This window comes from Psychromonas sp. psych-6C06, assembly GCF_002835465.1.
Classification (GTDB): domain Bacteria; phylum Pseudomonadota; class Gammaproteobacteria; order Enterobacterales; family Psychromonadaceae; genus Psychromonas.
In genome coordinates this window covers 747934-763305 of record NZ_PIZM01000002.1, presented here as the reverse complement: position 1 = coordinate 763305, position 15372 = coordinate 747934, and the positions used below count along the sequence as shown (strand labels likewise).

At 39.0% G+C, this 15372-nt stretch carries 13 protein-coding genes; 10 read left to right on the top strand and 3 right to left on the bottom strand.

What is annotated here, in order from left to right:
• Window positions 1-46 precede the first annotated feature (46 nt).
• Complete coding sequence (srmB, locus tag CW745_RS06615; protein ID WP_101107845.1) at window positions 47-1393, bottom strand: ATP-dependent RNA helicase SrmB; 1347 nt, start codon at window positions 1391-1393, stop codon at window positions 47-49.
• A gap of 87 nt (window positions 1394-1480) precedes the next feature.
• The gene (locus CW745_RS06610) at window positions 1481-3037 is read right to left on the bottom strand and encodes a response regulator (protein WP_101107843.1); all 1557 of its coding nucleotides are present in this window, start codon (window positions 3035-3037) and stop codon (window positions 1481-1483) included.
• Window positions 3038-3298: 261 nt separating this feature from the next.
• Here CW745_RS06610 and cobT point away from each other — a divergent pair, with 261 nt between their 5' ends.
• The 9 genes from cobT (at window position 3299) to nhaD (ending at window position 12831) form a co-directional block, all read left to right on the top strand.
• Window positions 3299-4351, top strand: coding sequence for a nicotinate-nucleotide--dimethylbenzimidazole phosphoribosyltransferase (gene cobT / locus CW745_RS06605; protein ID WP_202973162.1), 1053 nt, complete (start codon window positions 3299-3301; stop codon window positions 4349-4351).
• Window positions 4352-4367: 16 nt separating this feature from the next.
• The gene (gene cobS / locus CW745_RS06600; protein WP_193755549.1) at window positions 4368-5156 is read left to right on the top strand and encodes an adenosylcobinamide-GDP ribazoletransferase; all 789 of its coding nucleotides are present in this window, start codon (window positions 4368-4370) and stop codon (window positions 5154-5156) included.
• A complete protein-coding gene (cobC, locus tag CW745_RS06595; RefSeq protein ID WP_101107840.1) occupies window positions 5153-5770 on the top strand; it encodes an alpha-ribazole phosphatase in 618 nt (205 codons plus the stop codon). The genes cobS and cobC overlap by 4 nt, the downstream gene beginning before the upstream one ends.
• A 319-nt stretch (window positions 5771-6089) precedes the next feature.
• Window positions 6090-7166 carry a porin gene (locus tag CW745_RS06590; RefSeq protein WP_101107838.1) on the top strand — a complete coding sequence of 359 codons (1077 nt, stop codon included), beginning with the start codon at window positions 6090-6092 and terminating at the stop codon, window positions 7164-7166.
• Between the two features lie 80 nt (window positions 7167-7246).
• Window positions 7247-8038: a hypothetical protein gene (locus tag CW745_RS06585; protein ID WP_153069743.1), complete on the top strand. Its 792-nt coding sequence runs from the start codon at window positions 7247-7249 to the stop codon at window positions 8036-8038.
• 537 nt (window positions 8039-8575) lie between these two features.
• On the top strand, window positions 8576-9652 hold the full coding sequence (locus CW745_RS06580; protein ID WP_101107835.1) for a porin: 1077 nt from the start codon (window positions 8576-8578) through the stop codon (window positions 9650-9652).
• Between the two features lie 66 nt (window positions 9653-9718).
• Window positions 9719-10456 carry a DUF2057 family protein gene (locus tag CW745_RS06575; protein WP_101107833.1) on the top strand — a complete coding sequence of 246 codons (738 nt, stop codon included), beginning with the start codon at window positions 9719-9721 and terminating at the stop codon, window positions 10454-10456.
• A 143-nt stretch (window positions 10457-10599) separates the two neighbouring features.
• Window positions 10600-11139, top strand: coding sequence for a hypothetical protein (locus CW745_RS06570; protein ID WP_101107831.1), 540 nt, complete (start codon window positions 10600-10602; stop codon window positions 11137-11139).
• A 240-nt stretch (window positions 11140-11379) separates the two neighbouring features.
• Window positions 11380-12831 carry a sodium:proton antiporter NhaD gene (gene nhaD, locus CW745_RS06565; RefSeq protein ID WP_101107830.1) on the top strand — a complete coding sequence of 484 codons (1452 nt, stop codon included), beginning with the start codon at window positions 11380-11382 and terminating at the stop codon, window positions 12829-12831.
• Here the strand turns inward: nhaD and CW745_RS16660 are convergent.
• On the bottom strand, window positions 12799-12948 hold the full coding sequence (locus CW745_RS16660) for a hypothetical protein (protein ID WP_193755548.1): 150 nt from the start codon (window positions 12946-12948) through the stop codon (window positions 12799-12801). The two genes, nhaD and CW745_RS16660, sit on opposite strands and share 33 nt — an antisense overlap.
• A 344-nt stretch (window positions 12949-13292) precedes the next feature.
• On the opposite strand from CW745_RS16660, the gene rep reads away from it, so the two are divergent.
• Window positions 13293-15302: a DNA helicase Rep gene (gene rep / locus CW745_RS06555; RefSeq protein WP_101107826.1), complete on the top strand. Its 2010-nt coding sequence runs from the start codon at window positions 13293-13295 to the stop codon at window positions 15300-15302.
• Window positions 15303-15372 lie beyond the last annotated feature (70 nt).

The following is a 15372-nucleotide window of genomic DNA, read 5'->3' as shown; positions in this document are numbered from 1 at the left end:
TGCTTGTCGCATTTTAGCCTTATCACCTTCCAGCCTTTTAGCTTATTTAGCCTTCTTTAGTGCCTTTACCTGCCCAGCTTGGTTTACCTTTGGATTTTTTAGTGCGGTGACGTTGCTTACCCATCTCCTCTTTTTTCTTCTGGCGTTTCTCTTTTTTCTGTTCTTTTAGCTCTTTTTCACGTGCCTTGCCTTTTTTGGTGACAGGCTTTTTAGATTTGCGCAGTGTTACCTTCGCTTCTTTGTTTTCTGGGCGAAGTGATTTGATGATGCGACGTTTTAATACTTGATCTGTGTAACGCTCCACCTTCGCTAAAATATCAACGTCATGCGCTTCAATAAGCGAAATCGCGGTGCCTTTTTTACCACCGCGGGCAGTACGCCCAATACGGTGCACATAGATATCTGCGCTACGTGGCATATCATAATTGATAACATGAGTAATATCAGGAACATCGATACCACGAGCTGCAACATCGGTCGCAATAAGAATATTAACGTTACCTTCTTTGAACTGTCGTAGCGATTCATTACGCTTTTCTTGATCCATTTCCCCACGCAGATAGTTACATGGAATTTTTAGCTCGTCGAGCTGCGCAACCAGTTCTGTTAAACGATCGCGTGTTTTCACAAACACAATCATTTTTTGTGCCTGATCATGTGCAGGCTCTTGCTGTAAAATAGCCGCTAACAGTTTTAATTTGTGCTCTGCGTTATCTGCAAGGTGAACCCATTGATTTATCTTGCCACTTTCTCGACGAGATACCTCTGCGGTTAACTGTGCAGGGTTTGTTAAAATATCGCGAGAGAATTCACGTAACCCTTTACCTTCTAATGTCGCAGAAAAGAGAGAAGTATGCTTACGCCAGCGTGTTTCACCGGCAATTCTATCCATCGTATCGATAAAGCCCATATCAAGCATACGGTCGGCTTCATCAAGCACTAACGTTTCAACTTCACGGCAGTCGAACGCTTCTGCTTCGATATATTCCATTAAACGACCAGGTGTAGCAATCACGATATCAACGTTTTCCATAATTACCTCCTCCTGAGCTTCATAGGAGATACCTCCAATGATATTACCCACTACAAGGTCTGTATTCTCTGTAAGTTTTTGTGCCACTTCACTAATCTGTACAGCAAGTTCACGAGTTGGGGTCAAGACCAGAATGCGTGCAGAGCCTCTTTTACGACGAGGAAAGTCAATGAGCCGCTGAACTGCAGGTAACAGGAACGCTAAGGTTTTACCTGTTCCTGTTGGTGCACTGGCCATTATATCTTGTTCATCCATTGCGACAGGAATAGCCAGCGTTTGAATACTTGTTGGGCGAGTATGCCCCATTTTAGCAAGGGCATTTAGAAGGTGTTGATCAAGTTCAAGCGCATCAAAAGACATCGGTTTTTCCAATAATATAAGAGGTTCGGTAAAAATAGGGGGCATTATAAAACAAATCCCGAAAGAATCGGGATTTTTAATGTGAAGTTATTTAAAAACATCTTTATAACGTTCATTGACCTCTATAATTTGATTTTTATGCTTACGAAAGGCCGCTACTACCATTGGGTCAAAATGTAACCCTTCTTGGTCATCAATAAACTGCAATACTTTATCCATCGGCCACGCTTTTTTATAGCAACGATCGTGTGCGAGTGCATCAAAAACATCTGCGAGAGAGGCAATGCGACCCACGAGATCTATCTCTTCACCTTTTAAGCCATTAGGGTAACCTGTTCCATCCCATTTTTCGTGATGTTGGTAACTGATCAACGCTGCATATTTTAGAATATCTTGGTTTGAATAACGGACTAGCTCATATCCTATCTCGACGTGAGACTGCATGACTTTCCACTCTTCTGGTGTAAAGGAACCTGGTTTGTGTAAAATATGATCTGGAATACCTATTTTTCCGAGATCATGCAGCGGAGAAGCTGATTTTATTTTTTCTGATTCGGCCACGCTATAGCCTAATTCAAGCGCTAGAATTCGAGTAATCTCAGCTACGCGTCGTATATGATTCCCCGTTTCTTTGGATTTATGCTCAATTGCTTCGCCAAGTAGATAAACAATTTCGCGCTGCCCTTCATCAAGCTCATGACGTAATTCTTCATTATCAAATGATATTTTAGTGTTGCTTGCAAAGAGGTCAATTAATGCAATATCTTGATCAGAAAGTGGGGAAAACCCTTCAAAGTAAAACATAACGGTTTTAGCTGACGTGCTTTGCATGTTTAAGACAAAGCAGTTTGTTTGGTATATGTTTTCGTGAGCAGCAATACTTTGAGATAACATGATGGATACGTGATCAGGTAGTTTTTCTACGTCGCTACGTTCGGTCAGGTAAGCAAAGTCACCGCGTGCTTCTAATAAATGAAATACATCTGGATCACAGTAAAATCCTAGTGCTGATAAACCATAGGCTGGGGTTTGAGTGCATTGAATAACAAGTCGAGTAAGATAATTGATGGTCTCATCTACGAGAGACTCATAGGTCTGGGCATCAAAAAGCGCACCAGAGGATTCAACAACCAGCTCAAGTCCCTTTTTATTTTTCTTCAAGCTGACGATATTTTGGTATGAGCGTAAGGTTGTACACATTAAAGTATCTAACTTAATACCACTTAGCTCTGTTTTGTTTTTATAATCTGAAATTTCATATTCACGGATTATTTTTCGTTCTGGTGCCTGTCCCGGTTGACCTGTACGAAGTACTATTCGTGTTGATTTATTATTAAATTCATTACGGATTGTCTCGATTAAACGAAGGCCCGCATCATCTGTTTCCATCACTACATCAATTAATGCAACTGCAATATCATCATGCTCTAAGAAAAGTTGCTCAGCTTCATAAGCAGAGTATGCACTGAGAAAGTGAAGGGGGGTGTCGTCCCACTCGAAGTTTGAAAGGACTAATTTAGTTACTGCATGAACCTCTTCATCATCATCGACAATTAGCACCTTCCAAGGAGATAAGTGTAATGACAGAGGGTCATCAATTGAGGTTACATCATCTTCTATAAAAAGAAGATCATTATCATTCATAAATCTATCTCGAAAATATTATTTAAGGCTCGAAAAAATAGGCATAAAATATAAGAAACAGTTTGCCTAAGAGATATCATCGCATATAAGTAAACGAACCAATTATTATGGTCGTATTTTCAATTTGTTATAGTAATCTTTGGTTTGTTTTGTTGTACTTTGTGATTAATTTCACGTCTTAGTTTTGTAACTTTTAACAATAGTCTGAATTTTAGTCGCTTTTCGCGTTCTTGCCAGTCGATAACTTAAAAAGGATTTACCGTGTTCACTATTCATTCATTAGCTCAACAATCATCTCCAAGCTTTACTGAAAAAGTTAAACAAGTCATTGACTTAAAAACAAAACCTCAAGGTAGCTTGGGCGATTTGGAAAATGTCGCGTCTAAAATTGCACATATCCAACATAGTTTATCGCCAACTTTAAAAGCGCCATCTGTTTTGATATTCGCGGCTGACCATGGCATTGCGGATGAGGGCGTAAGCTTATTTCCTAAAGCCGTCACCGAACAGATGGTTTTAAATTTTCTAGCGGGAGGGGCCGCTATTAACTGTTTTTCTCGTCAACATCATTTAGATTTAAATATTATTAATGCAGGTGTATGCAGTGATTTTTCAGGTATCGAGCACCCTAACTTTATTAACAGGCCAATTGCAAAAGGAACTCAAAACTTTTTATTAGAGGAGGCGATGAGTAACGAACAATGCAAACTAGCATTAAGTCAAGGTGCGCAAGTTGTACAGGCTAAATTTAATGCTGGCTGTAACGTGATCGGATTCGGTGAAATGGGGATTGCAAATACGACTTCTGCGGCCACTATCATGGCTTCACTTTTGGCATTATCGGGTAAAGATTGTGCTGGTAAAGGAACTGGTTTGGATGATAGTGGAGTTCACCATAAGGCTAATGTCATTGATCAAGCGATTGCCTTACATCAATTACAGGGCGCACCTGCATTAAGTGTATTACAAAAGGTGGGCGGGTTTGAGATTGCAATGATGGTTGGAGCGATGTTAAAAGCCGCTGAATTATCAATGCTTGTGTTAGTTGATGGTTTTATCTGCTCAGTGGCCGCACTTGTGGCTAGCAGAATGAACGAAAACTTTATCGAGTACACTCAGTTTTGTCATCAATCAAACGAACAAGCACACCTGAAGCTATTAACTGAATTAGATGTGCAACCATTGCTCAATTTAGGTATGCGTTTGGGGGAAGGCTCTGGTGTGGCTGTTGCGTACCCGTTAATTGTCTCTGCGGTTACATTTTTTAATGAGATGGCATCATTTGCCGATGCAGGTGTATCGGAAAGTGAATAATTTACAGGGATTCAACGTGAAATATGTAATACAAAAAATACAGGATCAATGTACGTTATTTTTGTATGCGCTTTCCTATTTTACTCGAGTTCCTACTCCAGCTTCACTTGAATTTGATAAGCAACAGTTTCATAAAGCGAATGCTTACTTACCTATTATTGGTTTGCTTATATCGATCGTGATGGCAATTGTTTTTTATCTTTGTCAGTTACTCTTTTCTGAGCCGATTAGTGTGTTGATGATGATGAGTGCCGCATTATTAATAACTGGTGCATTACATGAGGATGGTTTTGCCGATTGCTGTGATGGGTTCGGTGGTGGGTATAATGCGACACAACGTTTAAAAATCATGAAAGATAGCGCTATTGGTAGTTATGCTGGCATAGGTTTAGTTGTACTATTTTTATTCAAATTTATCTTATTGGGAGACATAGCGGGGGTATCTTCATATCACTTATTCATGAGTCTACTAATCTCTTCGACATTGAGTCGGTATAGCGCGTTGTGCATTATGCAATATTCAGATTATGTGCGTTTGCAGGAAACAGGGAAAGTACAGTCATTGGCAAATAAACTAACGACTCATTATTTTATGTTTGCTTCGATATGCGCATTGTTACCATTATTTTTAATAAGTTTATATGTTGCTGTATTAGTGTTATTTGTTGCTTTAATTATCACTCTTTTACTGCGGGCTCTTTTTATTAAAAACCTAAAAGGGTACACCGGCGATTGTTTAGGTTTTACGCAACAATTAGCTGAAATATCTATTTTATTGCTTTTAAGTACGGTATTTATTTCATGAATCATAAGGTCACCATACACTTTATTCGACATACTCAACCTCTCATCCCTTCCGGCATTTGCTATGGCCAATTAGATTGCGATGTGGCTACTAATTATGCCAGTCAGTCCGCGCACTTAACACGTTATTTTAATGATAAGCAAATTGATGCGATTTACAGTAGCCCTTTATTGCGTTGTGCAAGGTTAGCCCAAGAGCTGGCAAATGAACATGTTGCAAATAACGTTATCTACAATAATGATTTTAAAGAGATAGATTTTGGCGATTGGGAAGGGAAAAGTTGGGATTGCATTCCACGCACTAAAATAGAGGAGTGGAATGAAAACCGCTTGCACTTTCAATTCCCAAATGGTGAAACACCAAACTCTTTTAATATCAGAGTGATGCGTGCTTGGTTTAAGTTAATTGAATCTGTAAAAAAAGACGAACAAATTATTTTAGTTACGCATGCCGGAGTGATCAGAAGCATTCTTTGTTTTTACCTCAATAAGGCATTTCAAAATACCTATGATTTAAGCGTGAATTACGCAAGTATTTCTGAAATTACTCTTAACGGAGGCGCCCTACAAAAACTTAATATAAATCAATTAAGTGCACAAAATATAACCTGTTGATTTAACAGTGACCATCCTTTATTTGCCTATCATTTTTAATGGTTAGATCACCTTTTCACTACGCTATTGTGATACTGCTCACCAAACAACCATGTCACATGGAACTTTTGTTGAATTGGTAAACAACGGGCGTAATATCCCGTCCCACAGAAGGGTTGTTCTGTTTTTTAGTGGCGATTTGAATGGTACTCAAAAGCTTAACTAAATAGATTTTGGTTTTATGTCATTTTATCTATATGGAGATAAACGCAATTTAAGACATGGAATTTAAGGACGAATAAGAACCTAGTTAATTACATAAATATTTAAGGAATAAAATATGTTTAAGAAAACACTTGTTGCTGCGGCACTAACGACTGCAGCATTTTCAGCATCCGCTTACGAAATTGGCGTAAATGATGAAGTGCCAATGACCGTTTACGGTGTGGCTGCTATCTCTGCAGTAAGTTATAACGTAACTGATAACCGTGATGCTAGTACCGGTTATGAGCTTGAAAATGAATCACGTGTTGGTTTCCGTGCAGGTAAAAATATGACAGACGATCTACATGTATTTATACAGGTAGAATCTGGCTATGTTGGTAACTTCGGCAATACTGGCCCTGGCGCATCAGGTTCTTTGGGTGTACGTGATACTTTCGTTGGTTTAGGCGGTGATTGGGGTAAAGTACGTTTTGGTCGTGTATTAACGCCAATGTATGAACTTATTGATTGGCCATTCTCTAACCCCGGTTTAGGTATCGTTTTTGACTGGGGCGGTAGCGTAAAAGGCTACAACGATCGTCACTCTGATCAAATTCGTTATGACTCTCCTACATGGTCTGGCTTTAATTTTGCTGCATCGACAGGTCGCGGTGATTCATCAAAAGAAGGCTCTTATTTTGTTGGTGCTAATGCTAAATACACCATTAGCACAGTAACCTTGATGGCTGCATACGAGGGTAACAAAAACTTCAAGGGTGGGTACACTGACGACGCAACTAAAACTTACTACGAAGGTGGTGATGTAAGCACTTACTTCTTAGGTTTTGAAGCGGGTCTTCCTGGCGGTTTTAGCATCGCAGGTGCATACAAGCACGCTGATGCTAAAGATCGTTTCATCGGTGCTGATTGGAAATTCCATGATGGTGATGCGTCACAAGGATCTTACTCATTAATCGCGCAATACTGGAATGGACCACTTGGCTTGAAAGCTGGTTACTCTGCAACGTTGGATTCAGAAGTAAACGGTCAGACTCAAGATGATGCTGATAGCGTTGTATCTTTCCAAGTGATGGGTGTCATCAATGGTTTTGTACCTTATGCACGTGTTGCGGGCCGAACGCTAACATCGGTTAATGGCCCTGATGCGGATACTGATTTAGTATTACGTGTTGGTCTTGAATACGGTTTCTAAACAGTAGATTGTATTTGTTTTTTATAGGACGCCAGCTTATGCTGGCGTTTTTTTTAGTTGAACAAAAAGGAGATCTAAAGATGCTCAAAAAAATAATGTTCTTAAGCGCTACGCTGTTTTTATCAGCCTGCGCTACAAACCCTGAGGGTGTAAGTAGCGAACAGTTCGCATCAACTGCAAAATTGAGTAAAGGTTATAACTTTACCGAGATTGTCGGTGAAAAAATTCGTCCAATCAACCTGACTGAAAAAAATGGATTATTAGTCATGAATGTTGATGTAACCCTATTTTTAAAAGTTGGGGAAGATCAAACATCAAGATTGTTTCTTAATCTTCAATTTCTAGAAAACTATCAACGCTATCAATTTTCTAGAGTTGATGGTGATAACCACAAGACTAAACAGCGTAAAGAAACTGTTAGGCAGTGTGATGATCAATGCTCTGTCACGCAATATTTAGTAATTGAAATCGAAACTGAACTTTTAAATGCTGCGCGTAATGAAGGTTTAATATTTGCTATCAATAAAGAAGAAACGAGCACTGACTTTATTTTCAAAATTCCTGCCAACTATATAGAAGGGCTATTTAAACGCTTTGAAATTGAAAATAAAACCGAAAAAGTTACGACTGATGAAGCTGTAATAGTGACAGAAGAAATGAATAAAGCGGTCGAGATGAGTCAGTATTGGTTTAATAAACTTAGTAGTGAAGAGCAAATTGCATTTTCTACATGGGCGATTAAAAGTAGCAAAGCAGAGTTGCCTGTGATTGAGGGTAGTAAAGAGCTAGATAGACTTTATTATTGGTATCAAGAAGCAACTATGAGTGAACAAAAATCATTTAGAGTTTGGGCTATGCAGTATATGAAATAACTTATAAAGCTAAACTGAAACCAATATTATCGTTTGATATGAAGTGTCAGTTTAGCTGTAAATATTTTTAACAAAGTGGTTAAAAATATTAATTCACTTCAAAAATAAAGTTTATGTCATTGACACATTTGATTTTGAGCGATCTAGTTCACAAAAGTTCCTATAAATTTGATCTCAAGCACTTAAAATCTCGTAAAAACACACTGTATATTTGCAAGTCTTTGTTTTTAAAGGTTAAAAAAATCATTTGATAATATATTGTGATCGATCTCTTTGTTTGAGCTGTCAGATGCTAAATTCATTTGATAATTTGCACCACGAAGGTAGTATCAGTTTCAACAGACAGGTTGAGATTGATTACTTGGTCTGTCGAAGCTAAGAAGAAATGGTTCGCTTCTTAGTTAAATTTTTTCACTTGTACATGATGTGCGAATGAAAAATTAAAAAGGTTATAACAATAAAATTTGGCTTCATGGACATGGATTTATGGATTATGGAAGCCAATAAACAATTATGTTTATTTAAAGGAATATTATTATGTTTAAAAAAACTCTTGTAGCAGCTGCTCTTGCAACTGCAACTATGGGCGCTAACGCTGCAGTTCAACTAGCTGGTGATGCATTCCAAATCTACGGTCAAGCTGCTGGTTTTTTACATCAAACTAACTTTGACGGCGATGATGCAACTCTATCTGCTGTTATGGAATCTCGTGTAGGTTTCCGTGGTGTTGTTGAATTTGAAAACTTCGCTCCAAACTTCGTATGGCAAATTGAAGGCGGTAACGCTGACAATGGCGCTAAATCAGGTCAGCTAGGTGCTCGTGATACTTACATCGGTCTTGATTTTGACGGTGTTGGTTCAATCAAATTTGGTCGTCAGCTAGTAGCTGCTTACAACTTAGTAGATTGGCCACACTCTAACCCAGGTCTAGGTAACGTTTTCGATTGGAACAACGATATCGGTGCTGGTTACCAAGATCGTGCTGATAACACATTACGTTTTGATTCAGCAAGCTGGGGCGGTGTTAACGTTTCTGCTACTTTAAGCAACATGGAAAAAAGTGTTGATCAAGTAGTATACAGTGCTGCTGTATCTTACTCTCCAATTCCAATGCTTAACCTACACGCTGGTTACTACGGTCAAGGCGATTACGATGGTGCTGCAGTTGAAGAGCCAGAAAAGTACGTTGTTGATTCAGACACTGGTCTAATCAAAGTAAACCCAGCATGGACTGTATGGAATGCTGCTGGTGGTGCTAACCAACCTATTTCAAAAATTGACGGCAACAACTACGCAATCGTAGGTGCTGGTGTATACGTTGATGCATTCACATTCACTGCTGCATACAAGCAAATGGATAAAGGCGATAACTCACAAGGCGCTGTATCTACAACTGCACAATACGTATTTGGCGGTAAAGTAGTACTTAAAGCAGGTTACGCGGCTACATTCGAATCTGATAACGGTACTGATGACGGTGACCAAGCTATTACTGGTCGTCTAGGTTACCTATTACCAAGTACTTACCTATACTTCGATGTTCGTAACTACGACATGAATAATGGCGGTACTAAAGCTACTAACTTCCTGTTAGGTGCTGAATACTACTTCTAATCACAAATTAGAATATGTAAACTTATTAAGCACCTAATTTAGGTGCTTTTTTTTTGAGAGGAAATTATGGGCTGGAAGAATAAATTACTTGTATCAATATTAACTGTTTGCACATTTTCGGTCCAAGCAAGTGTTAAAGTTTCACTACATCAAGATTTAGAAGCATTAGTTATAAATAACAAAAATGTAGGCTTTACCATATTTGGAGATAACGAATTCACCCTTGAAAATGGGCAACAGCAGATTGTAGTTCGTGTTTCTAAACTGATTATTAAGCAGGGTGAAAAAGAAAAATTTAAATCAGAACCTGTCATCGTTACTTTTAATGCAAATGATGCAGATTTAGTTCTTTCACCAACAAGAACTTTCATTCGCCGTGAAGAGATAAAAGGTTTCGATAAAAACCCTGTGCTAGTTGCTACAAAAGATGGCGAACAATTTCAAATCGAGCAGTCAATTTTAGAGCGTGGAGTCGGTATTACGCGAGATTACGCAGCAGAATTAAAAGCACAAAATGAATTAAGTAATGGTGCAGAAATAGCTGTTGCAGCTGTTGCCACTACAACAACAAAACAAGACGTAGCTAAAGTGGCTGTTTCGCCAGTTAAAATGAGCCAAGATCTATTTGCTAAAGCATCGGTTGCAGAAAAAGAACAATTTACTAATTGGGCGTTTAAAAACAGAAAAATGATCACTTCTGAGTTAAATGGTGAAGGCAAAATTCTTCCAATGCTTGAATATTGGTATGAGAAGGCGAGCACAGATCAGAAAGCTGAATTATTAACTTGGATATTGGCGCAGTAAACCCTCCCATTTACGAATCTATTAACTCTTTGTCATAGCGTTAATTACTTCATACTATAAGCCATTTCTCTGTATTGAAATGGCTTTATCATTTATTTATAGCTAATCTCTTAGTTATCTTTTACTTTCTAAATGGAATTATCATGTTTAAAGCTCTCTCAATGTTAGGCTCAGTTGTTTTGTTAGCTGGCTGTTCATCAAATTACGTTTCAACTAATTATGTTGATGACGTTGTTATACAAAAAAATAGCTCTGATATGAATACACAGATTGTTGGTAAACAGATCGTCCCTATTGATCTGTTAGAGAATAATCTAGCGCTAAGTGTGTCTGCTCTAGATGTCGTTGCAAATGTCGGCAATGATAGCTCGGTAGCATCAACAGTGAATTTTGAAATTGAATATAATGCCCCTAAAACTGATGCACAACAGTCACTGAGCCATTACGATTTAGTCACCATTAACGATACTTTAATAGAAGTGAATACTGTATCTTCCAGTAAAAGTTGTGCTGAAGATAGTTGCCTAATGAAACAAAGCCTATCTTTTCCTATTGCAACGGACTTATTGATCAATGGTCAGCAAGATGGTGTGCTTTTTCTTTTACAATCAAGTAATGATGACAAACCCACATTAGAAACGATGATTCCTGGGCGATATTTAAATGCGCTTTTCACTAATTAAAGTGGTTTTCTTTTGTTCTTTCTATTGCTGAAGTAACCCCAAAAATTAATGCAACTTTATAAACTCTAATATTTTTATATTATAAAGTTGCTGTATTTTCTGCCCTTAATCAAGTCTCCTTTAAGTTTATCTATTCCCCCTCTTTTCCTGCTGTTTTTCGTTATACCTGTATGCTAAAATCGCGCAAAATTTATTAACCTATTTTACTCACATTACTCATTTTCTTTAAGGAAGAACAAAATGTTACAAAATTATAAACCCTTAGGTGTGCTCTTAACACTTATTGCTGTTTTTTTCTCGCCAACGTTACTTGCAAGTAACGGAGGGGCAATGGATTTGACTTCTCATGGTATTGGCTATGCCGCTTTGCTTGTTTTTGGTATCGCATATTGTTTAGTAATGCTAGAAGACGTGATTCATTTACGTAAATCTAAGCCAGTCTTGGTGGCTGCCGGTATTATCTGGGCAATGATAGGTTTCTATTACACTCAGAATGGTATGAGCCATGAAGCAGAGGTTGCCTTCCGCCATAATTTATTAGAGTATGCGGAGCTATTTTTCTTCCTATTAGTAGCAATGACATATATTAATGCAATGGAAGAGCGACAGTTATTTGATTCTTTGCGTGCTTGGATGGTAAATAAAGGCTTTACGTTGCGTAACATTTTTTGGCTAACGGGTATATTAGCCTTCTTTATCTCACCTATCGCTGATAACTTAACAACGGCACTACTAATGTGTGCAATCGTCATGAAAGTAGGCGGAAGCAATCATAAATTCATAGCGATTGCTTGTATCAACATTGTTGTTGCTGCCAATGCAGGTGGTGCATTTAGTCCATTCGGTGATATTACAACGTTAATGGTTTGGCAAAAAGGAATGGTGCCTTTTGCTGATTTCTTCCAGCTAATCGTTCCATCTGCGGTAAACTATTTAGTGCCAGCCATTATTATGAATTTCTTTATCTCGAGTGAAGTTGCTAAGGGCGATGGTGAAGTTGTGATCATGAAGCCGGGTGCTTTACGCATTGTTGGCCTATTTTTAGTGACTATTTTCTTTGCTGTAATGGGACACTCTTTCTTAGGAATGCCTCCAGTATTAGGTATGATGACAGGTCTTGGTTTATTACAGTTCTTTGCATTCTACCTGCGTAAAACGCATAAAAAACGTTATGATAAAGCGATCGCTAGAACTAAAGATGTTAAAGAACATGAACGTTTACGTAATTTAGGTAATGGCGCTCCCTTCGATATTTTCGGTAAAGTAGCGAAAGCAGAGTGGGATACACTGTTATTCTTCTACGGCGTTGTAGTTTGTGTCGGTGGTCTTGGTTTCATTGGTTACCTAGGTATGGTGTCACATGCCATGTATGCTGATCCCGCATTTATTACTTGGGCAAACGTACTGGTAGGTATTTTATCTGCTATCGTGGATAACATTCCGGTTATGTTCGCGGTATTAAGCATGGAGCCTGCAATGAGTGAAGGTCAGTGGTTATTGGTAACATTAACGGCTGGTGTCGGTGGTAGTATGCTGTCTATCGGCTCAGCTGCTGGTGTCGCTTTAATGGGCCAAGCACGTGGTATTTATACCTTTGGTGCGCACCTTAAGTGGATGCCAGTTATAGCATTAGGCTATGCTGCAAGTATTTTGGCTCACCTATGGTGGAATGCCGATCTGTTTACTCACTAAATAGATAAAAAGTGCTGCATGTTTGCCTGCACATTTAATTTGAAACGCGAGATAGGGCTTTTGTCCATCTCGCGTTTTTGTTGCAGATATCCCCCCCTTGAAAATACTATTTATCACTTACCTTCCCTTTCCCCTGTCTCTTCGCTGTAGATTGTTTTGAACTAGGCTTCCTCTCTTTCCTTGCCCCTATCTCTTCGTTGTAGATTGCTTTGAACTAGATTTCCTCTCTTTCCTTTTTCCCAGCCTCTTCGTTGCGGATTGTTTTGAACTAGGTTTTTCTCTCTTTTTCTCTGTGACTCTGTGGTGAGCTGTTTTTCGCTTTTTATCGGTGAACTGTTTTGCACTGGGTTCACTCTGTTTTTACTGTATCTCTGTAGTGAACTTGTTTTGAAGTTAGCGCTTCTGCCCTAAGCATTTTTGTTTTAATATTCTCTGTTCACACTCCCTTTTTTGGAAATACAATGAAACTCAATCCTGGGCAAGATGCTGCTGTAAATATGATCTCTGGTCCCTGTTTAGTATTAGCAGGAGCTGGCAGTGGTAAAACGCGTGTTATCACTAATAAAATTGCGCACCTTGTGCAAAACTGTGATTACTTAGCAAAAAACATTGCTGCGGTAACCTTTACCAATAAAGCGGCTAGGGAGATGAAGGAGCGAGTCAGTCAAACACTAGGAAGAAAAGAAGCGCGTGGATTAATGGTCTCGACATTCCACTCATTAGGTTTGGATATTATCAAACGGGAAGTGAAGACCTTAGGAATGAAAGCAGGGTTTACACTATTTGATGATCAAGACAGTCTCGCGTTATTAAAAGAGCTAACAGAAAAACAATTAAAAGAAGATACCGACCTACTTAAAGCGTTAATGACGCAAATTTCCAATTGGAAAAATGCTTTAATTCTCCCTCCACAGGCGATCAAGCAAGCCAAGGGCGAGCGAGATATTATTTTCGCCCATAGTTACGATTTATACCAACGACAGCTAAAGGCTTATAACGCCTTGGATTTTGATGATTTGATTGTGCTACCGACTTTATTGCTTTCCCATAAAGAGGAAGTGAGATTACGGTGGCAAAATAAAATTCGTTACTTATTGGTAGATGAATACCAAGATACCAATACCAGCCAATATGAGTTGATCAAAGCGTTAGTTGGCGAACGCGCTCGCTTTACTGTCGTAGGGGATGATGATCAGTCAATCTACTCTTGGCGTGGTGCACGCCCAGAAAACCTCAGTATGTTACAACACGATTTCCCGCAACTAAAAGTGATTAAGTTAGAGCAAAACTACCGCTCTAGCCAACGAATTTTAAAATCAGCAAACGTATTGATTGCCAATAATCCGCATGAGTTCGATAAGCGTCTATTTAGCGAGCTTGCCTATGGCGAACCTTTAAAAGTTTTAACGGCAAAGAATGAACAACAGGAAGCGGAACGTGTGGTCATGGAGATTTCTGGGCATAAGTTCATGAATGGTTGTGCTTTTAAAGATTATGCAGTGTTATATCGTGGTAATCATCAAAGTCGCCTATTAGAAAAAGTGATGATGGAAAATCGCATCCCCTATAAAATTAGCGGTGGTACCTCCTTTTTCGCCCGTGCAGAGGTCAAAGATATCATGGCTTACCTAAAGCTATTGGTGAATCATGATGATGAAAATGCCTTTATTCGCGTTGTTAATAAGCCTCCTCGTGGCATTGGTGCTGTTAGCCGAGAAAAACTGGGCAGTTATGCAAACCTGCGTCATATCAGCATGTTTGCAGCCAGCTTTGAACTGGGTTTAGAGCAGACACTAAATGGTAAGGGGTTGCAGTCAGTACAATCCTTTACGCGTTGGCTTGTCGAGTTAAATGATCGCTTAAAGCGTGAAGAGCCTGTGGATGTGGTTCGCGATATGATCCGCGATATTGGTTATGAAGATTGGCTGTATGAAAGTAGCCCTAGCCCTAAAGCCGCTGAAATGCAGATGAAAAATGTGTCGATGTTATTTAAATGGGTAACAGAAATGCTTAAGGGAGACTCACTTGATGAGCCGATGACATTAGAGCAGGTCGTCGCGCGATTAACACTGCGCGATATGTTATCGCGGAACGAAGAAGATGAAGAGTTAGATCAGGTGCAGTTAATGACTTTACATGCTTCAAAAGGGTTGGAGTTCCCCTATGTATATTTAGTGGGGATGGAAGAGGGAATTTTACCGCATCAAGTCAGTATTGATGAAGATAATGTTGAAGAGGAACGGAGATTGGCTTATGTTGGCATTACGCGCGCACAAAAGGAGCTTACTTTTATTTTAGCGAAGGAGCGTAATCAATATGGTGAAACGATTAATCCTACACCAAGCCGCTTTTTGCTTGAATTACCGCAAGATGATTTGGAATGGGATAGTGGCGCGCGTAAAAAAACTGTTGAACAGAAAAAAGCATTGGCGGACAAAGGGGTAGCTAGCTTAAAAGCATTGTTTGATTAAAAGGTATCTACAAAAGAGCATTTAACTTTTATCTATGATCAAATTAAAACTACCTATTTTGTGGTAGTTT